Origin of the sequence: Citrobacter sp. RHBSTW-00671, assembly GCF_014103415.1 — a bacterium.
Lineage (GTDB): Bacteria > Pseudomonadota > Gammaproteobacteria > Enterobacterales > Enterobacteriaceae > Citrobacter.
Genome location: NZ_JABXPR010000001.1, coordinates 1,353,425 through 1,374,903, shown reverse-complemented (window position 1 = coordinate 1,374,903; position 21,479 = coordinate 1,353,425). Strand labels below are relative to the sequence as shown.

The following is a 21,479-nucleotide window of genomic DNA, read 5'->3' as shown; positions in this document are numbered from 1 at the left end:
TTATTTAGTTTTAGCCACACAAGACGGCAGCTCTGGCGGGATCAATGGCGACCAAACCGGACAACAGGGAGTCCATCTCTGACGCCAGACGCGCTTTGTCACTTTCACTGCGGTTGGCTTTTAAACGCAGAAGTTTCAGCCGTCGCGCTTTGACTTCAAACAGCAGTTCAGGCTCCCATTGTTTGAGGGTGAGAGAGTGTGCTGTCGTATTCAATTCGCCAAGCAAATGCAACGCGAGATCGTTGCGCCCACATTGTTCGGTCAGACGGGCCATCAACAGTTGGCGTAACCAACGCTGTCGACGTGAAATAATGCCGGGGCGAGTCTGAAGCCAGGCAAGCGCGGCTTCAACGCCTTCGCTATCCGCCAGCGCCAGCGCCTCGCTTTCAAGTAACAGAATATCGTCGTCCGCCCCTGCGGTAGTCGCAGCGACTTTTTCCGTCTGCCAGTCGCTTTCCTGCAGCACGTCACGGGCTATCCACTCGCGGGTGACGTCATCAGCAAAGGGAGTTCCGTCGTTAAAGGCCAGCGTTTCCAGACCCGGCATCCGATGTAGCAGCATTTTCAGATCACTGATGATAATCGTGGCATTTTTATCCCATGGCGAACCCGCCCTGGTTAACGCCTGATGAAGGTACCACTGCACGTCCAGCCAAAAATGATTCACTCCCTCAACAAATAAGCTGTCAGTTAACTCAATCAGTTCAGTCCAGTTTTGCTGTAAATACAGACGCTTGAGCTGCGCACGGTAATCACTCTTGGGCGATTCCAGGCGTGTACGTCCGGTGCCATCTGGCGGAGGAAGCTGGCTGACCGTATCGAGCCGCACACTCTTCATCAAATGATGCGCCGCCAGCCAGCCATCCGGCTGATCGCTTAAGTATTTCGCCAACAACCGTGCCTGTTCCAGCAGCTCACGGCCAGAAGCAATACTTTTGAGGACAAGGGTTTCTGCGCTGTGCCGGCTGGGTTGAGCACTGATATTCTGCGGTACCAATGCCTGAGCGCCGCCAGACTGTGCCAGCCGATTTTCCAGCGCGCTATACAACGCCCCAAGCCCTGGACGAATGCTCTCCTCTCGCTGACTAAACTGCTGCTCCAGCAACATCAGCGCACCGGCAATCCGTTGCGTGTCAGGTCGTGAAACCTCGGGAAAACGCGCCAGGCTATCCAGCATCCGTCCGCCTGCCAGCCATTCAAGGGCGGCCTTATGGCTGTTGGCTTTTAAGGGATGGAGAGAATCGCCATATTGCTGCATCAGGCCAGCCAGCAAAATCAGACCATCCGCCAGGCCGGACTCACCATCCTGATGCAAACGCGCCCATGTGTAGTAGGTGACAACACGGACATCTTTACAGGTATGGGTCAGAATTTTTTCCGCGAGCTCAATGATGAGATCCGTTTGCGCGCCAGAAAGTTTATTCACCTCCTCTCGCATACGCTGAAAATCATCGTCATAGCCTGGATCTTCACCACCGGGATTGGCTGCTGAAATGGGCAATAGCCAGTTTTTCCATAGCGCAGTCTGCGTTTGCGCCTGTTCCATTAGTTGCGGTTGCTCATCTGGCGAAGCCGTGCTGGCAGCCAGTAGGCGTTTCAGAGCGCTCATTCTTCTTCCTCTGAGGAAATCTTGCTGCTAACAATAAAAATTGCTTCTGGTAGTTCAAAGTCGCGGAGTTTGAGTAATGCGAGCGGGCCTTCACCCGCTTCCGTTCTCAGGGTGTAGTTCAGCGGCAATCCATTCTGCGCAGTCCAGCGCAGATTAAAACCGCTGCTCACGCCAGCGTTGTCGGTTATCTCCGCTTTCTCAAGCAGTCTTATCCATCCCCAGGTACCGGGGTAATCTGAGTAGATTCGGGTTCCCGTATTGGTGCTCACCCAGCTTAGGGTTGCCCCTGACGCTTGCGTATCGGCAGGCCAGACAACGTTTTTCCACGCTGGCATCTGGTTAACGTAGGTGAGTTTCTGCCCATCCAGCACGAGGTCAGTCTGCATCACATCCCGCGCCGTTCCAGGACGCAGTTCAAAACGCATCCCGGCTTCTCCACGAATAAATGCGACATCCGCAATTTGACTGAGCTGGTCCATCGCCTCGAGGAACACCGGATTAAACACCAGTCCCTGAGCATTCACCGTGTCGGCAACCCAGTGGCTACCCTGTTTATGCAGCACACCGCTTAAATGGCTTTCGAGAAAATGCGGGATCCGACCATTATCGCTTCGCAGATATTGCGCCAGCAGCGGCAGAGAAGCCTCACTGCCAACATCGCGAAACGGATAACGTCCGCCGAATGCGCTGTTCCAGTCATTCACAATCAGCGCCTTCCATTGCGCATTCAGGCCCGCCGCGGTCGGTTGCAACACCTGCTGCCATGACTGCTCCAGCGGCTGAACAAACATCGTTTGACCGAATCCACTCCATGCTTGCCCCAGACTGGCCGCCACCAGATTGCCATAGTCACGCGTGGTGGTGAGATCGATGGTTTTGCCCTGAAACACCGTTTGCGCCAGAGCCTGACTCATTCCCTGCGGATCGGCAGCGTTAGTAATCTGCTGGAGTTTCAGTCTGACCTGCGTTACCCGGGTCAGGTAGGTTTGCAGACTCAGGTGGCTAATATCCTGCCCAGCCGATTGTTCATCCATCAATGCCAGAATTGGCGAGAAGGTACTCGCCATAGGGCCTTCTTCCCGCGCATGCTGGTCAATGGTTTGCTTTTCTTTCGTGTTAAACAGATCCTTTGCCGACTTCACCAGTGAGTCCGACAGCGCTTCACCGGTTAACCCTGTGCGTCCCTGAACGGCGAGGGTATTCATTAACGCAACCAGAGGAGACTGACGGATATCTGCAATCAACGTGAGTTGATCGATGGCATCGCTTAGCGTCTGGGTGCGCTTCCAGCGAATACTGTTGAGAAAATCGAGCCAGTTGTCGGCAAAATCCGTGAAGTAACGCTCGCTAAGACGCGCCTTTAACGCCTGTGGAGAGAGAGGATCGCTTGCAGAATGCGTATCATCCCCCAGCACCTGATCCATTTCTTCCCGGCGGTTGTTGACGATTTTTTCTATGGCGGGCAAAACCTCTTCTTCCCAGGCTTTGCGGGTATACACGCCAGCAACCGAATTCCGGGTATAAAATACGTGCTCTGCCCGGGTATCACCGGTCATGTCTTCCAGACGAAGATCGGTGTAATGCGGCGTTACCTGTTCAATAATTTTCTGATACAGGGCGGCTTCGCCATTGCGGATCCCCATCTGACGAATTAACAGCGTTCGCACCTGGCTAATCAGATTTTTATCGGCTGCTATTTTCCATTCAGGGTGCGCCTGAAGGTGTTCTCCCCAGAATTGCCAAAGTCCAGGCCCAACGCCCTGCCATGATGCGCGCGAAATACCTACTCGCTCCGGCCAGTCTTGCATCAACGTCTGACTAAAAAATGACGCCTCCATCTGTTCAGGCCGGGAGAGCATCAGATACATTTTCAGTTGGTTGTAGGCAATTTTTGCCCGAGCGGCAAACTGTGGGCTGTCTGGAGCCAGTCGGGTTAAAGCCGTTAATTCCTGAGTGAGATGTTGAGCGGCTTCATCACGCAGGAGCGGAATAGCGATACGCGTATAACGCGGCCATAGCGCATCCAGCAGAGCATCATTTTGGCTTAAGCCGAAGCGGTAGTACCACGGCACCCCATTCTGCTGACGCCAGCGAAGCATGCCTGGCGTTTGCTGAAGAGCAGATAGCGCCGTAAAACGCTCAGCGAGCGGTGCATCCGGGCCGCCAGCCAGTCTCGCCTGATCCAGACTTTCGCCGATCAGATTGCGATTCGCCAGGAAAGACACCACCATTCCTGCCCCCCATAGCAGCATCAAACTGGCTGTACAGACGGCCAACACGCGCATCCCTGAACGGCCTGTACGCTGTGCCTTAAGTTCAGCTGGTAACGCAGGGAGTGAATCAAGCAACGCACGCCAGCGATCATCACGCATCCAGGCATGCGCAACGCGCGATGAGGTATTTTCCGCATACTGGCTCAGGATGACCGCCGCCAGCGGCAGAGGCCGGTGCGGGCTGAAAAAAGTGGACAACGATTCGCTGATGGCTTCTGCTCCAGGTATCAGCAAATTAGCCATTTTCAGTAAGAAGTTATCGCGGATATTGCACGTAACCTGCTGCGTGCCTTGCTCCGCCACCTGCATTGCCAGCGAGGTCAACTGCGAACGACATAACGCCGTGGTGCATCCAGCAGGGAACAAACACGTCGCAGAGTGCAGGGTTACGTCATCCCGGACGAATTGAGCGCCATGCAGCGACCAAAGGTATAACGGCACTCGCCAGCGAAGCGAGGTAAAAACAGCCTGAAGATGGCGGGCGGCATTATCTATTTGTTCTGCGGTTAAAGAGACAACGGGTGTCGATTGAACCAATGCCTGCTGGTGCTGAAAAGTGGGGGTTACCCATACAATCCCATCCAGCGGGCGCCGATGCAGCTTGCGTATCGCATCAAACAACGAGGCATCTGGCGTTTCAGTGAGCCTACCTCCCCAGATTAACACCACGCCATCCCCTTCAACCCAGCGCTGAGTAGTGAGTTTAGGCACCAGTTGCTCAACCTGAGTGGCATCTCCCATCACCAGCAGGACACGCGTTTTGGCGCGCCAGCGGCGGCCGTAATTCTCTTTAAGTGTAGAATGGATGTTAATGAATATATTACTATCTAATGTGGCGGTCGTATTATTTCCCACATTTGCCTTATCAGATGATTTCCATGGCATAAAAAAATAAATAATTGATTTATATTTTAACAATGGAACATACGATATCAGCACTGATTTCAGCGCATTCATCTGCCATAATTTAAAAATATAACACAGCGCTAATAAAACAGTTGTAACGACGATTATCCTTGTTGTTTGGGTCTCCACCCCCAAATACTCTCCGTAATAAAAAAGCACTACATAACATATCAAACCAACGACAACCAAAATACATAGCCAACCAAATAGCCGCAACAAGGTGGACTTGTTCATATATCTATTCCTGATTTCTAATTTTTTTAACCCTCGACAATATAATCTTCCCATTCGATTCTGAGAATATTAGATCCACAGCACTCACGTTTTTCCCATTTAATAAAGAGAACATCAACATCATCCAGATATCAAACTCTCCGTGAATGCCGATATATAACTCTGCATAATATTGCTCAAGATTTTTATTATGTTCATTAAGAAGAACTGCCACCTTAGCCACATCTTGTTTATCGCTATGTTTGCCTATCAATAAGTTGTCAACTATCCCAACCCTGGCCTGATAAAAAACAAGATCGCTAAGGTCTTTGAGTAGTTCACCTTCATTCGTAGCGATAGACCTATACAACCTTGCTTTCTCGACACTATTATTATGATTAACTAACATCGGCGGAGCGAAAAGAAAAGCACACATCCCATCCCCCGTACCATGGTGATTATCTTTGATATCCGTTGATTTTTCCCCTACAATAATTAACCTGAATTTATCCTCCGTAACGCTTAGCCATTCATTAATATTTAATACATAATCGTGCAAGATAAATTCACTGTTTTTAATTATATCTTCAGAGAGCCCAAGTCGCTCCCAGGCCAATAAAAAAGGCTGCCATGCTGAAACCCCTGACATCTGACCAATAATAAAGTTAATAACCAAACATTTTTCAGAAGTAACCTCAATTAATCTGGCTCTCATGGGAGCCAATAACTCATGGAATAAAACAGTATAATCTACCGATTCTGGAAAATGTAACACTCTGGTTCCAATGGCATTGAATTCGTTTATTTCAAGTAAACTGGATATCCGTGATTCTTCGGGAAAGAGATAACTATAATCTACAATACTTATATAATCAGATGCCCATTCAGACCACTCACAATCAATATTAGAACCTTCCGTTAATATCATTTCATTTTTTTCAAGAGACACACCCAGTTGAAATAACCTAAGCCCTATGTATATGATAAACATTAAAAAAACACTTATCGATACTGCAAAAGCATAATAAAAAAAATCACTATTATGAGTAATATAATAAAACAGAGTGAATAACAGAACAATAGTTATTAACAATGAGAAAAAAACACCACTATCACGCCCCCACCTTATAGAAGGTACAGGTTGTATTTTCTTTTTACTTGGGATATTCCAACTCATTTTAATTTACCAAATCCCGCTACAGGGAAGGGTTGAAATAACATAACAGCCACATTGACACATACATTTATGCACAACTACTGGTTTTCCATCTGAGATCCACTCTGTAGAACCCTGGATTATCTTATTTACTCCATGAAATGGAATAGGGCATATAACAGTATCATCAAGTAATGCGACACCTAAACCATCGATAGTTATCGTTGACGAAACTGAAATTACTTTACCACCACTACTTAATGGATCATTGAGTCTGACCAAGCCTAGCAACATAAATCCTCACTATAAAAAATATAACCATTAAGACATAACACTTTGAAAAAACAAAAGATTATCCAACACATCTATATAATCAGATAAAGATCAGATAATAACATCTTACCTGGTAATAAATATTAGCTTTAAAATTAAACCCAAAAATAAAATTCGTCTAATAATAAAAAAACCATCATCCCGATGTCATTACCCGCACAGATTTTCCATTTTTTTTGAATTCTTTTATTCTTCTGCGTTTTAATCTGCGCAAATCAATATTAGTCACATTATCCCAGCCAGCAACAGTCAATATCTCTTCCGTCAGCTGTTCTTTCGGAAAAGGATGTCGTCGCCAGATTGTCCATATTGCGGGCAGGATATACAGAAAGGTTCCCGTAACCAAAAAGATCATTATCACTTGCAGTAATCCTTCACTAAGGACCCAATCTTCTTTATACAAACCCACTATCAGCAACAGAATAGCCAGAATAATAACGACCGAAATGGGGACTTTCATCGCGTCTATTCGTGCCCGTCGTATTCCCTGGTAACACCACGGCGGCATGGTCAGCGAGCGCGCATGTGCCCGGATAAGGGCATATACCAGGTACTCATCTCCCACCGGCGCGGCAATCAGTTCCACTTCCTCACCTTCCCGGCAATAGGGCGCGCCCAGCCACCCTGAAAACTGCCGGCCATTGATTTCGCCAGTAACGTACCACGCTGCAGCAGGAACCCTGTCTTCATTGCTCTCCACCATGCCCTGTGCCGTTGCCGCTGACCCCGTCGAGGCCAGCACCATTGCGGCAGACGCCATGTTCTCATCCTGCCTGCTGAAATATTCCCACGTTTGCGGATAGGCTTTGGTGTCAAAATAGTGCGTCAGGCAGCGCTGGTGGTAGTTTGTCACCACGCCACTGACCTTTATCAGCGGGGCTGGCGGGGGCAGTACCGGGTCTGGTGGCATATCAGCCAGCGCTTCTGCCAGCTGCTTTTCTTCATGATACAGTTCCGCCAGCCGTTTTTTATGCTCCTTCTTGCCTTCCGATTCATAGTGCGCAATGGTTTGTCTTAATTTTATCCATTCCCTGCGCTCCCGGAGAAAGTTCTCTTTCACATACCCTTTACCCTTCTCCAGACCCCGGATATAGGCCCGGGGCATATCGGCGAACAGTTCGTCATCTTCTGTCATAGTATTTAATCTTTTAATTCCAGCTAATAGTAATAAAACCACCATCCTGATTTAAGTAATCGAATAGATCGCCCTTGCTTCTTAAATTCTTTTATTTTTTTCTTGTCGTGTTTAAGAAGGTCAATATTGGTCACATTATCCCAGCCAGCAACAATCAATATCTCTTCCGTCAGCTGTTCTTTCGGAAAAGGATGTCGCCGCCAGATCGTCCATATTGCGGGCAGGATATACAGAAAGGTCCCCGTAACCAAAAATATCGTTATCACTTGCATCAATCCTTCACTAAGGACCCAATCTTCTTTATACAAACCCACTATCAGCAGCAGAATAGCCAGAATAATAACGACCGAAATGGGGACTTTCATCGCGTCTATTCGTGCCCGTCGTATTCCCTGGTAACACCACGGCGGCATTGTCAGCGAGCGCGCATGTGGCCGGACAAGGGCATATACCAGGTACTCCTCTCCCACCGGGGCAGCAATCAGCTCCACTTCCTCACCTTCCCGGCAATAGGGCGCGCCCAGCCACCCTGAAAACTGCCGGCCATTGATTTCGCCAGTAACGTACCACGCTGCAGCAGGAACCCTGTCTTCATTGCTCTCCACCATGCCCTGTGCCGTTGCCGCTGACCCCGTCGAGGCCAGCACCATTGCGGCAGACGCCATGTTCTCATCCTGCCTGCTGAAATATTCCCACGTCTGCGGATAGGCTTTGGTGTCAAAATAGTGCGTCAGGCAGCGCTGGTGGTAGTTTGTCACCACTCCCCTGACCTTTATCAGCGGGGCTGGCGGGGGCAGTACCGGGTCCGGTGGCATATCAGCCAGCGCTTCTGCCAGCGGCTTTTCTTCACGGTACAGTTCTGCCAGCCGCTTTTTATGCTTCTTCTTGCCATCCGATTCGTAGTGCGCAATGGTTTGTCTTAATTTCATCCATTCCCTGCGCTCCCGGAGATAGTTTTCTTCAATATACCCCTTACCCTTCTCCAGCCCCCGGATATAGGCCCGGGGCATATCGGCGAACAGTTCGTCATCTTCTGTCATAGTATTTAATCTTTTAATTCCAGCTAATAGTAATAAAACCACCATCCTGATTTAAGTAATCGAATAGATCGCCCTTGCTTCTTAAATTCTTTTATTTTTTTCTTGTCGTGTTTCAGAAGGTCAATATTGGTCACATTATCCCAGCCAGCAACAGTCAATATCTCTTCCGTCAGCTGTTCTTTCGGGAAGGGATGTCGTCGCCAGATCGTCCATATTGCGGGCAGGATATACAGAAAGGTCCCCATGGTCAGGAACATCGTTACCCCACTCACTATTTTTTCAGTAACAACCCAGCCGTCCTGGTAAATAAACACTACCAACATCGTAATAATTAACAAAATAACGATCGAAATGGGGACTTTCATCGCGTCTATTCGTGCCCGTCGTATTCCCTGGTAACACCACGGCGGCATGGTCAGCGAGCGCGCATGTGGCCGGACAAGGGCATATACCAGGTACTTATCTCCCACCGGGGCAGCAATCAACTCCACTTCCTCACCTTCCCGGCAATAGGGGGCGCCCAGCCACCCTGAAAACTGCCGGCCATTGATTTCGCCCGTAACGTACCACGCTGCAGCAGGAACCCTGTCTTCATTGCTCTCCACCATGCCCTGTGCCGTTGCCGCTGACCCCGTCGAGGCCAGTACCATTGCGGCAGACGCCATGTTCTCATCCTGCCTGCTGAAATATTCCCACGTTTGCGGATAGGCTTTGGTGTCAAAATAGTGCGTCAGGCAGCGCTGGTGGTAGTTTGTCACCACTCCCCTGACCTTTATCAGCGGGGCTGGCGGGGGCAGTACCGGGTCCGGTGGCATATCAGCCAGCGCTTCTGCCAGCGGCTTTTCTTCACGGTACAATTCTGCCAGCCGTTTTTTGTGTTTTTTCTTGCCGTCTGATTCATAGTGCGCAATGGTTTGTCTTAATTTCATCCATTCCCTGCGCTCCCGGAGAAAGTTCTCTTTCACATATCCTTTACCCTTCTCCAGACCCCGGATATAGGCCCGGGGCATATCGGCGAACAGTTCGTCATCTTCTGTCATAGTATTTCGTTGTTCCAAAATTAAACCACAGCAGGGACTTCCGGCGCATCATAGATAATAAATGGCCAGTAAATTATTGGTTTTCCACGTTGTTGTTTTTTAGCTGAAGATAATTGACGTAAGCTTTCTTGCAGTGAATTCCTGGTTTCATCAATAAATATATTGATTTTTTCCGAAGTACAACTATCGATATCAATCGAACAATTATCACCAAACAAGCCATTCTCAATCCACGACTGTAAGGCATCACGTGAATAATATTCCGTCAGAATATATTCAGCGACCATCAATAACAGGGCTACCTCCCAGGAAGCCAACAGCCCCACCCATTCGACGCCTAACTTTGTGAATTGTGGCGCAGCTGCCCTCCCCAACCATACGGCTAATTCCCCTTTAGCAGTCTTCCAGCCAAAGCGTTCAATCAGCACCGACATCAATTTCCCTTCCGCTTTAGCAATAATGGCAACATCGCTAAGTGTCTTGATTGAATATAAACCCGTAAATGCCCATTTTTTACTGGAATTCGGTAAACTAACTTTGTTCAATAATGTGGAAATATCTAACCCCAGCGAAATACCTGCACTTATCAGCGAGCATCCTGCGCCAAACATTTTCATGTAGTGGAGACTATTTTTCTCTTTAAGAATGACCTCCATTGCAGGGGTTGCAATATCAATCATCCCGCTCGCCGTTGCCGATATTGCGCTGACTACCTTCGCGTAGTTAGCAGGTTCATTTTTAAAATTATCGAGTTGGTTATACAACTCAGCAACATTGAAAAATAAAACAAAAATTCTAATGCTGGTCACCGCATAACCAGAAGTTCCCACAGGCTGGCTAAGGTAATTGGCATACGCTTTTTCAAGTGCGGCATATTTCTTACTCGCCCCCCGGAGAAGATCAGCCCGAATGGCTCTTTGCGGGCTGTAAAAAACAGTGCCGGTAATGTAAGCCCTGCGTTCCGTAGCCCAACCATAATATTTACTGAACAATATTTTGGTTTCTAACTCTGACTTTCCAGAAGATAGTGAGAAAAGGGTTCGAACAATGAGGTCATTCATGGTATTGAGAACAGGTCCAATCCGTGACACGGAAAAAAACCTGGCCCCTACGGTTGCCATGTGCTGGTCCATTTGATACAGCACTCTTTTCGAGAATACGACATTGCCAGCCAGTGGTTTTGAAATTTCACTCGTTGCTTTTTCAAAACCTTTAAATATTTTATTAAGTTTAGCGCCATTCTTCTCAAAAAAGTAGAGTACATCATTTTCAGAAACCGGAGCGATGTTACACTGGTGCAAGCTAGTCAATAATGACTCCGCATCTGCCATGATCTCTGGATTATTATAAAAATGTGTTCTCCAGACGAGATTAGCTTCATTTGTCGTAGTGTATGCGTCTATCCAGTCATCCAGCAATTTTACACCTGATTGCGACTCACCAAGACCAGTCATCGCAAAGGCAGCAATTTCACGATAGTTCGCATTATCAACAGGATCGTTAGAGAAAAAATCCTGTAACATTGTTATAAATAAAGAAGCCTGTAACCATTCACAACGATAGCTAATCAGCTTAGCGAGTTGTTCATCAATTTTTTGTGTTAGATCAGCACAACATTTATTAAAAGACTCCCATTTAGTCTGCTTGATCATTCGAGAATATTTCGACCAATCATTAGCTACCTGGTGTTTTTTATAAACTTCGTGTTGTTTTCCCAGTACCTGCTTTTCGAATTCTTCGCGGGTTAGTATATCCTTCGGGTCTGTACCTTTAGATTTCTCATTCTGGGCATACATATCATAAGAATAATCCATTGCAGGAGGAGAGATATATGTTTCCTGGGGTAATACAGAAAGTTGGGCTTCAACATTCTGTTCCGAGCTTTTGTTAACAATCTCCTTAACTCCGTTAATCAAACTCTGTGTGCAGAACTCCAGAGCGCGTTCTTCACCATATATCTTCGCCATCGCCAGGACATCATTCGTCCATCCCGTCAGCTCATGCGTTATCCCTGCTGCATCATGCAGCGCCATCAGCAACGGCGTGACGGGGGAACCGTCTGGCTTCACCCCCCGTTCCTTCATCTGCCGGATTGTGTTTCCTGTCACTCCGCTCTTCCACGGGTACAATGTCTCCTGCGGCCCCGGCTCTTTGACTATGGCATAGCGTTCACTCACACACTGGCTGACGCGGATTTTTGTATGGGTGCCATACGGTAACAACATTGCCGGACTCAGCTGGCTTCCCTGCGGCGCGATGTAATCCAGAACCCCTGTAAGATTGCCTGTCGTTGCTTCTGCCGTTTGTTCTGAAGTCTGCGGTGACGTCCAGTTTGATGCACTCAGGCGCTGCATTCTGCTCTGCCGTTGCCCGTCATCGCCCGCGTAACGCTCCATCGTTTTTTTCGTCCAGGGACACTGTGTGAATGCTATCCAGATATCATTCTCCAGGACTTCATATGGCAGCGTCAGAAAATCCTTTCCGCCGTTACTGTAGGTTCCCTGCCGACAGTCAGGCTCTGACTTCTCCAGAACATTTTTCGCCGATAGCTGTTTCCACAAACTGCCGTCATCACACACTGACCACGCTTCCCAGTCCGTCAGGTACGGATAGTAGATATAGATATAACCCCTGCGCATCGCACGCAGCGCATAGTGATAATTTTCACTTTCTGCCGGATAAGACGACGCACCTGGTTTTGCCCACGCTGGAAGTGCTTCCTGAATATATTCAGGAACCACCGCATAGCGTACAGGCAGTAATGCCGGTCCCTGTGACATACAGTCACATTTATGATTTTTCATTTCAGCCAGCCCGATATATTGCGCAGAATTTCCTGCGTTCGCGCCAGCTCACTTTTTTGCTGCAGATAGTTATGAAGCGGATATTTTTTATTGCTGCCTTCGAGGCTTCTTCGCAACCCGTCCGAAAATTTCAGTTCTTTTTTCATAAGTTATCCATGCCGTTAAGAACCATTCAACATCCGTATTAATAATAAAAAAAACAATGTGTCCCCCCTGAATAATCAAAGGGGGTACCTTTGCGCAGAGGGTTTGGCGGACTCCCTGTTCGCTTCCACTCTTTTTTTCGCCGTTTATGGAGCGTTTCCAGGTTAATATCCGCCACGTTTTCCCAGCCCAGCAGGGTGAATATCTCCTCTGACAGCGTTTCTTCCGGTAACGGCTTGTGTTTGTAAATTGACCAGGCCGCAGGAAGCAGACACAACCCCAGTAAGGCCAGAAAAGCTACTGCCATAAGTGAATAAAAATATGGATTTGAGAATGCCTCCCATCCATTATATACATGTATATATAATGGGATAATAAGAGCCAGGCACAGATAACAAACCCGCAACGGAATACGTACTGCCGCCCGGCGCGCCTGCTTCTTCCCCCGGTAACACCCCGGCGTCATACACAGGGATTGCTCCTCCGGCTTGTGGATGGCATACACCAGATACTCCTCGCCAACCGGGGCCGCCAGCAGTTCCACCTCCTCCCCTTCATAGCACCAGTGACATCCCAGCCAGCCCGAAAAACGCCTGCCGTTAATACGTCCGGTCAGATACCAGGCCCCGCACAACGGCCTGTCATAGTCCTGCAGCAGGGCCGAGGCCGTCCCTCCCGAGCCGCTGGCCGCCCAGACCACCGCCGATGCCGCCATCTTCTTTTTATACCGGGCGTAGTAGGCGCTTCCTTCCGGATAGGACAGAACGTCGAAATGCTGCACTACTCGCCGCTGCGTCAGTTTTTCAATAACGCCCCGAACCTTAATCAGCGGCGCCGGAGGCGGCAGCACCGGGTCCGGCGGGGCGTTATTCAGCACGTCCAGCAGCTCTTTCTCTTTCAGGCGAAAATGTGCCAGCCATTTTCCTTTTTCATTTCTGGCCTCAATATTGCGCAGAATTTCCTGCGTTCGCGCCAGCTCACTTTTTTGCTGCAGATAGTTATGTAGCGGATATTTTTTATTGCTGCCTTCGAGGCTTCTTCGCAACCCGTCCGAAAATTTCAGTTCTTTTTTCATATTTTATCCATGCCGTTAAGAACCATTCAACATCCGTATTAATAATAAAAAAAACAATGTGTCCCCCCTGAATAATCAAAGGGGGTACCTTTGCGCAGAGGGTTTGGCGGGCTCCCCGTTCGCTTCCACTCTTTTTTTCGCCGTTTATGGAGCGTTTCCAGGTTAATATCCGCCACGTTTTCCCAGCCCAGCAGGGTGAATATCTCCTCTGACAGTGTTTCTTCCGGTAACGGCTTGTGTTTGTAAATTGACCACGCCGCAGGAAGCAGACACATCACCAGCAGAAAAATTATTGCTTCAACTATAAATAAATAGAACATAGGATCATAAAATGATGCTAAACCATCACCACATAGCAGAGCAGCGATGGAAATGGCAAAACATAAGTAACAAACCCGTAGCGGGATACGCACTGCCGCCCGGCGCGCCTGCTTCTTCCCCCGGTAACACCCCGGCGTCATACACAGGGACTGCTCCTCCGGCTTGTGGATGGCATACACCAGATACTCCTCGCCAACCGGGGCCGCCAGCAGTTCCACCTCCTCCCCTTCATAGCACCAGTGACATCCCAGCCAGCCCGAAAAACGCCTGCCGTTAATACGTCCGGTCAGATACCAGGCCCCGCACAACGGCCTGTCATAGTCCTGCAGCAGGGCCGAGGCCGTCCCTCCCGAGCCGCTGGCCGCCCAGACCACCGCCGATGCCGCCATCTTCTTTTTATACCGGGCGTAGTAGGCGCTTCCTTCCGGATAGGACAGAACGTCGAAATGCTGCACTACTCGCCGCTGCGTCAGTTTTTCAATAACGCCCCGAACCTTAATCAGCGGCGCCGGAGGTGGCAGCACCGGGTCCGGCGGGGCGTTATTCAGCACGTCCAGCAGCTCTTTCTCTTTCAGGCGAAAATGTGCCAGCCATTTTCCTTTTTCATTTCTGGCCTCAATATTGCGCAGAATTTCCTGCGTTCGCGCCAGCTCACTTTTTTGCTGCAGATAGTTATGAAGCGGATATTTTTTATTGCTGCCTTCGAGGCTTCTTCGCAACCCGTCAGAAAATTTCAGTTCTTTTTTCATAATTTATTCTTACAATATGTGAATACAACCATGTTGATATTTCTTAAATATCTTTACTGGAAAATATAAATCACTCTTATTTGCTGGAAGATTCTATTTTACGTAAGCATTCCGTCAGTGATTTTCCGCATTTCACTATAAGTTCTGCTTTTTTTTCTTCAGAACAGCTATCAATATCTATCGAAAATTTTTCACCAAACAGCGTGTTCTGCAACCAGATTTGAATTTCATCTTCAAAAAAATACTCTTTCAGAGCATACTCTGCGACCACCAGAAGCAAAGCGAACTGCCAGGACGAGAGGGCGCCAATCCACTCAATTCCCAGCGCATACACCGTAGGTGTCGCCGCACGCCCCAGCCACACCTCCATACTGCCGACAGCCGTACTCCAGCCAAATTTTGAGATTAAAGCAGGCAAGACTTTGCCGCTGACTGAAATAATGGTTGTAACATCATTAAGAACCTTTCCAAAATACAACAATCTATATGCATTTTTTTTACTTCCTGCTTTCTCATCTTTTAATAGATATAAATCTGAAAAATCAGCCCCCAACGATGCAATAGCATTGAGCATCGCACAACTGGCACCTACCCATTTCAGTTTCGGAAATGATTTATCATCCTTTTTTATGACATCCATCATTTTACTGACAATATCAATCGCGCCTCCCGTGGTGGCAAATCCCGCAGAGACCAGTTTGGCATAACTGGAAAAGTCATCACGTTTAAAATGATCTGCCTGGTTATATAGCTCCGTCATATTAAAAAACAGCACCAGAAAATTAATACTTGTCGCACGATAAGCATTTTTTTTCGCGCCCGTGATACTGAAGTCCGCAGTCGCCTTTTCCAGTTCGGAAAACCGCACCTGAGCAACCTTTAAACGCCCTGACACTCTGTCTTTCTGAGGATTAATAAAAAGCATGTCGTTTATATAGTAACTACGCTCGGTCGCCCAGCCAAAATATTTACTCGAGAAAGACTTTATCTCCGCTACTGTTTTACCTGCCGAAAGAGAACAGAGCGTTTTAACGACAAGATCGTTTATAGTGTCCAGTTTCGGTCCCACACCCGAAACGGAGAATAAACGGGAACCCAGGGTTGCCATATGCTGATCAACTTGATACAGCACCCGCTTTGACCAGACTGCATCATTTCCAGGTGGCTCATCCAGCGCAGCTGTTGCTTTACTAAACCCTTCAAATAATTTAACCAGGTCGCCGGATTTTGACTCAAAAAATGCCAACAAACTTTGTTCTGTAACCGGCTGACTCACTCCTTTGCGCACACTGGCAAGCAAAGGCTCAGCAACAGTTATTAACTCAGGTGCATTGTAAAAATGAGTACGCCAGACGAGGTTGTTTTCATCAGTAGTAGAATAATCTTTTATCCAGTCATCCAGTAAACCCACACCAGATTTCGCCGCACCTAACCCAGACATTGCAAAGGCTGCTATCTCACGAAAATGCAAATTATCCAGTGGAAGGTCAGAATAAAAATCCTGCAGTGTACGAATAAAACCTGAAAATTTAAGCCATTGGCAGCGGAAACCAATTAGTACTTCGAGTTGTTTATCGATTTTGTGCGTCAGGTCTTCACCACATTTAATAAACGAATCCAGACGTTCTTGCTTTATCTTTCTTTTATATCTGCGCTGGCTATTTGCCACTCGCGAACTTTTCAGGCTCTGCTCCTGTCTTTTCTTCGCCTGACGCTCGAATTCTTCCCGGCTTATAATATTCGTATTGCCTTTCCGCCCCTCGTTCCAGACATACATTCCATATGCGTAATCCATATCACGAGATGTTGAAAGTGAGCCACCCATTGCCGCGAGCTGCTGTTCCACATTCTGCTCAGCACTCTTTTTTATAATATTCTCAACACCGTTAATCAGACTCTGGGTGCAGAACTCCAGGGCGCGTTCTTCACCATATATCTTCGCCATCGCCAGGACATCATTCGTCCATCCCGTCAGCTCATGCGTTATCCCTGTTGCATCATGCAGCGCCATCAGCAACGGCGTGACGGGAGAACCGTCTGGCTTCACTCCCCGTTCCTTCATCTGCCGGATTGTGTTTCCGGCCACCCCGCTCTTCCACGGGTACAATGTCTCCTGTGGCCCCGGCTCTTTGACTATTGCATAGCGTTCACTCACACACTGGCTGACGCGGATTTTAGTATGGGTACCATAAGGTAACTGCATTGCCGGACTCAGCTGACTTCCCAGCGGGGAGATGTAGTCCAGAACCCCTGTAAGATTGCCTGTCGTTGCTTCTGCCGTTTGCTCTGAAGTCTGCGGTGACGTCCAGTTTGATGCACTCAGGCGCTGCATTCTGCTCTGCCGTTGCCCGTCATCGCCCGCGTAACGCTCCAGCGTCTTTTCCGTCCAGGGACACTGTGTGAATGCTACCCAGATATCATTCTCCAGGACTTCATATGGCAGTGTCAGAAAATCCTTTCCGCCGTTACTGTAGGTTCCCTGCCGACAGTCAGGCTCTGACTTCTCCAGAACATTTTTCGCCGACAGTTGCTTCCACAAACTGCCATCATCACACACTGACCATGCTTCCCAGTCCGTCAGGTACGGATAGTAGATATAGATATATCCCCTGCGCATCGCACGCAGCGCATAGTGATAATTTTCACTTTCTGCCGGATAAGACGACGCTCCTGGTTTTGCCCACGCCGGCAGTGCTTCCTGAATATATTCAGGAACCACCGCATAGCGTACGGGTATTAATGCCGGTCCCTGTGACATACAGTCACATTTATGATTTTTCATCCCTGTTCTCCTGCATATTCGAACTGTAAATCGCTTAATTAATGATCTGTGCGAATTTCATTCCATTGCTGTTCTGTGACATGAGATATTATTTGAATGAATTTTTTCTTCCCACTTAGGCTATTTATTTCAAGCAACCTTTTAATAGTCCCATGGTTATAAAACTCTGGAGCAATATTAATTGAACACTCCCCCCACTTAATAAGATCTTCTTCATCATCAAAAGCACACATCCCGGCTATTTTAAGTGACTGCTGTAATAGATTAAATACCGATGACTCCGAAAAACGTTCACTACTCAAATGCGCTAAGCGATAATTACAGATAATCCTATTTTTTATCCCGATGAAATCTATATCACGCCAGTTGCCAGCGCTAAGCGATAACGTATATGAAAGTCGCAGTTGATTATCAGACTGATTTATTTTATTGATAAGCTGCCCATCGCCATCAATAAAACTCCACACTTCGACTGGTCCTAACAAACGTTGTTGTTGCCAATCATCCAGGATGGATAAAAGAGAGATCATAATTGCAGGGTCATAATACCGAAGCAAAACATCTTTACCATCACGTTGTTGGATAGCAACTTTTCCCAGGTAAGCAGCGAGATTGATAATATCTTCTTCACAAGTGAGCCAACCACAAATCATCCTGCCCTTACCCAGCAGTATTTCATTAGGTTCGATCTCTTTCAAGGCTTGCATAATACTTTCATGTAGTATTTTACAATCCTCAGGTAAAGATAAATCCAGTGAAACCAAACACGGCTCAAATTCTGAGGTTAGGTAACGATTAGCAACTGGTACCCTCACAACCCCTCTATCTATTATTTGGTTGTAGAATGATGAACTTTGATTCCTTAATCTTATAATTGCAGCGTCAATCATTAATATACAATTTCTATTTATCGTTCTGAAATGATTAAATATTTCCTCGCCAATATCCCCCCCCTGATTTTGCATTGCCTGTAAGGAGTAATCATAAGTTATTAAAGATCCCTTCATTATTGGCCCTCCATCAGCCCAGCGTCACTGTAGGACTTTGTGTACCACCCGCAGCATCAATGGCAGTGGCGCAAGGATCCGGTAACTCTATGCTGGCGTTCAATATTGCAGGCGCCATTTTCTGAATTCCAATACTCTTGACGCGAACGTTGCCAGGCGCCCCGACTTCTATTTCGCCATCTTTAAGCCTGATATATGCTCCACCACAACTGAGCACTAACTCTGTCGCTGCGGTAATGATCACCTGCTCATCCTTGCTGGCTATACTCAACGTTTTCTTTGCCAGCAGATCCATTGCATCTCCCTGCGCCTGAATTTCCACTTTTCCTTTGCTGGCGAAAATCTTAATCCCCATCCACTGAGCGAAAAGACTTATTGTTTCTTTCACACCCAGGCGGAATTTTTTAGCGACACTGACATCGGTGTCCGCTCCAGAGGTCACAATGACATTCTCACCTGATGAAAGTTGGATACTGGCGGGAGTTACCTGCGCTATACCAGCAGGGGCAGAAAAAAGTAAAGCCTGTTTCTTGAGGTCTGTCATAGACTCCATCAACAATGCTTTTTGCCTCTCTATATCAGCCAGTTCTGCTTTCGCTTTTTCTGCCGCAGAGCGAATACCTTTCGCATCCTGAAGCGCAGCTTGTAAGTTAGCTAGTGCTTCATGCATATCTAGCTGCAAACCTCCAGCTAATTCCTGGCGATCGGCACTGATAAAGATCCCCTTTCCAGCCCGAATAGCTCCCCACTGGTCTGTACGCAGTTCAAAGCCCTCTCCCCGCAACGCATGCCCGGCATCCACGTTATGCCCCAGATTAAGTTGCGTCTTCCCGCCGTACTCGGTACTGAGCTTGACGTGCTCCTCACCCCGTTTGTCCTCCATGCGCAGCTTGTTGTTCGCGGGCGTGCGGATGACGTTGCGAGTATGGTTTGCCTGTGTCACGTGGTCAGGATGCCGGGAGTCATGCAGCACATGGGCGATATAGGGTCGGTCCGGGTCACCTTCATGGAACGCCACCGCCACTTCTGTGCCCTGTATCAGCGGGAAGTGAATACCGTAGGTGTCGCCGCCGTAGGGTTTGGCAAGGCGCAGCAGCATGCTCTCATAGCCCTGCTGTTTGCTGTCCTGGTCTGCATCGAACTTCACCCGGTACAGCCCCTCCGCCGTCTGATGCGCGTAGATATCCCCGCTCTTCGGGCTGCTGACCCGCGCCGTCAGCGTGCCGCTGACCTTCGGTCTCGCCTTCAGCGCCGGACGCCAGCACTGCGTCTCACTGTACGGTACCGCTGCCAGCGACACTTTCAGCGCATCCTTCCTGCTGCCGCTGAACCCGGTCCGGACCACCACCACAGGCTGCTGCAGCACGCCCGGCAGCGTCGACGGCACGCTGCTGTCCGTTATCGTCAGCACCTGTCCCGGACGCAACCCCGCATCCGTGCTGAAACCCGTTATCAGCGTCTGCTCTGCCAGAAAACGCTCATGGTCCAGTCGCGCCCAGAAGTTCCCGGTTTCCGGCGCAGGAGAAGAGACCTCCCCGGTTTCAAGATGACGCGGTTTGTAGTGATACACCTCGCCATAGCGCATTTCCCCGCCTTCACCGCCGGTGATATCCGCCCTCGCCGACTGCAGCACCTTCTGCGCTTCGCGGTGGTTATAGTCTTTTGTCGTCACTCCCGCCTGTGCCACCTGGTGCAGAATGTTCAGTCCCCAGACAGAGTCCACCCCGCTGTCACTCATCCCTGACGGGCTGTCCAGCGCCAGCCGTTTATCAAACTCATAGGCGCTCTGCTGGTCTGCAAAATGCACCACTTCTGTCCGCGTGTCCGGCTGCAGCGTGAAGAAGTAAAATATCCCCACTTCCGCCAGCAGACGCTCAATGAACGCCAGGTCGCTCTCCTGATACTGATTTATCTGTTCACGCTTCGGATAACTCTGCGTCAGCGTGAATTCATACTCCCAGCCGTGCAGGGCATGCTCCTGCAGGATTTCACCCACCACTTCCGGGACCGATTTATTAATGAAAAAGCGGTGCGTGCGGAACTGTTTATCCAGCAGAGAGAGATAAGGCGTTAACGTAATATGATATCTTGATTCATCGGCAGAGCCAGATAACCGCTGAAAATCAGTTATCACACCATGGACTATTTTTTGCGTCGTCATGAATCCCAGCTGGCCACCACCCATCGTCAATGTTGCCACCTGACGCAAGAATTGATTGGCCTGAATATCTTTATCCGCACTGGTAAATAAAATATCATAGTAATAATTTCGGCTCAGTCCTTCTGAACCATTGAAATCCTCAACATCCAACACAGAAGAACAAGAAGGAATAGATAAAAAATATCGATTAAGCGTAGTTGCCATTGTTTGCTGTGACTTATACATAAGATTAACTCCGTTCAACACACTTTATTTTCCATTAAAAAATAATTTATCCATCGCATAATCAGGCCTCGCTATTTCCATATCGGTAAGATGGATGTTATAAATACGATCGTTAGAGACCTCCACCCCACTAACAATACTTCGTGCCTATCATTTGAATAAGCCCCCTAACGTATACGTAACTATAAACTGGCCACTATCTGGGAAAGTATAAAAATTGGGTGTTATGCACCATTTATTATCAAGAAGAATGAGCGGTGGGTTTGGCATGAATTTTTTCATTACCAAAATCAGCACCTCTACGAGTAATCGTAATGATACCTGGTTTGTATTCTTCAGAGTCCTTCACCCAGAAGCAGATATTTTTTCCAATCATGCTAACCACTGCTTCTTCATCAGTAAACGATCTGTCACCATATCCTGGACACCCGGTGAGAAATACCAGACTGTAACTCAGTAAAGTTGCATTAATTAACCTCTTAGCTATTTTTACCAAAGAAGCTCTC

Annotated in this window: 15 protein-coding genes; all 15 read right to left on the bottom strand. The window is 48.1% G+C overall.

Annotated elements, in window-relative coordinates; translation table 11 throughout:
* Window positions 1-10 precede the first annotated feature (10 nt).
* A complete protein-coding gene (gene tssA / locus HV261_RS06570; protein ID WP_202037776.1) occupies window positions 11-1,609 on the bottom strand; it encodes a type VI secretion system protein TssA in 1,599 nt (532 codons plus the stop codon).
* Complete coding sequence (locus tag HV261_RS06565; protein WP_202037775.1) at window positions 1,606-5,022, bottom strand: ImcF-related family protein; 3,417 nt, start codon at window positions 5,020-5,022, stop codon at window positions 1,606-1,608. The genes tssA and HV261_RS06565 overlap by 4 nt, the downstream gene beginning before the upstream one ends.
* 4 nt (window positions 5,023-5,026) lie before the next feature.
* Complete coding sequence (locus tag HV261_RS06560) at window positions 5,027-6,178, bottom strand: hypothetical protein (protein WP_202037774.1); 1,152 nt, start codon at window positions 6,176-6,178, stop codon at window positions 5,027-5,029.
* A 6-nt stretch (window positions 6,179-6,184) separates the two neighbouring features.
* Window positions 6,185-6,451, bottom strand: a complete 267-nt coding sequence (locus HV261_RS06555) for a PAAR domain-containing protein (RefSeq protein WP_202037773.1) — start codon at window positions 6,449-6,451, stop codon at window positions 6,185-6,187.
* 175 nt (window positions 6,452-6,626) lie between these two features.
* Window positions 6,627-7,625 (bottom strand): putative type VI secretion system effector, encoded by a 999-nt coding sequence (locus HV261_RS06550; RefSeq protein ID WP_202037772.1) that lies wholly within the window; start codon window positions 7,623-7,625, stop codon window positions 6,627-6,629.
* A gap of 23 nt (window positions 7,626-7,648) precedes the next feature.
* On the bottom strand, window positions 7,649-8,665 hold the full coding sequence (locus HV261_RS06545; RefSeq protein ID WP_202037771.1) for a putative type VI secretion system effector: 1,017 nt from the start codon (window positions 8,663-8,665) through the stop codon (window positions 7,649-7,651).
* A gap of 23 nt (window positions 8,666-8,688) precedes the next feature.
* Window positions 8,689-9,705 (bottom strand): putative type VI secretion system effector, encoded by a 1,017-nt coding sequence (locus HV261_RS06540; protein WP_202037770.1) that lies wholly within the window; start codon window positions 9,703-9,705, stop codon window positions 8,689-8,691.
* Between the two features lie 20 nt (window positions 9,706-9,725).
* On the bottom strand, window positions 9,726-12,509 hold the full coding sequence (locus HV261_RS06535) for a T6SS effector BTH_I2691 family protein (RefSeq protein WP_202037769.1): 2,784 nt from the start codon (window positions 12,507-12,509) through the stop codon (window positions 9,726-9,728).
* Window positions 12,506-12,655, bottom strand: a complete 150-nt coding sequence (locus HV261_RS06530) for a hypothetical protein (RefSeq protein WP_153880624.1) — start codon at window positions 12,653-12,655, stop codon at window positions 12,506-12,508. Before HV261_RS06530 ends, HV261_RS06535 begins: the two co-directional genes overlap by 4 nt.
* A gap of 38 nt (window positions 12,656-12,693) precedes the next feature.
* On the bottom strand, window positions 12,694-13,728 hold the full coding sequence (locus HV261_RS06525) for a putative type VI secretion system effector (RefSeq protein WP_202037768.1): 1,035 nt from the start codon (window positions 13,726-13,728) through the stop codon (window positions 12,694-12,696).
* A gap of 38 nt (window positions 13,729-13,766) precedes the next feature.
* On the bottom strand, window positions 13,767-14,798 hold the full coding sequence (locus HV261_RS06520; RefSeq protein ID WP_202037767.1) for a putative type VI secretion system effector: 1,032 nt from the start codon (window positions 14,796-14,798) through the stop codon (window positions 13,767-13,769).
* Window positions 14,799-14,874: 76 nt separating this feature from the next.
* Window positions 14,875-17,580 carry a T6SS effector BTH_I2691 family protein gene (locus tag HV261_RS06515; RefSeq protein ID WP_202037766.1) on the bottom strand — a complete coding sequence of 902 codons (2,706 nt, stop codon included), beginning with the start codon at window positions 17,578-17,580 and terminating at the stop codon, window positions 14,875-14,877.
* Window positions 17,581-17,618: 38 nt separating this feature from the next.
* Entirely contained in the window at window positions 17,619-18,587 is a 969-nt protein-coding gene (locus tag HV261_RS06510; RefSeq protein ID WP_202037765.1) for a DUF4123 domain-containing protein, read from the bottom strand.
* Window positions 18,588-18,600: 13 nt separating this feature from the next.
* The gene (locus HV261_RS06505) at window positions 18,601-20,973 is read right to left on the bottom strand and encodes a type VI secretion system Vgr family protein (RefSeq protein ID WP_202037764.1); all 2,373 of its coding nucleotides are present in this window, start codon (window positions 20,971-20,973) and stop codon (window positions 18,601-18,603) included.
* Between the two features lie 241 nt (window positions 20,974-21,214).
* Entirely contained in the window at window positions 21,215-21,469 is a 255-nt protein-coding gene (locus tag HV261_RS06500; protein ID WP_202037763.1) for a putative T6SS immunity periplasmic lipoprotein, read from the bottom strand.
* Window positions 21,470-21,479 lie beyond the last annotated feature (10 nt).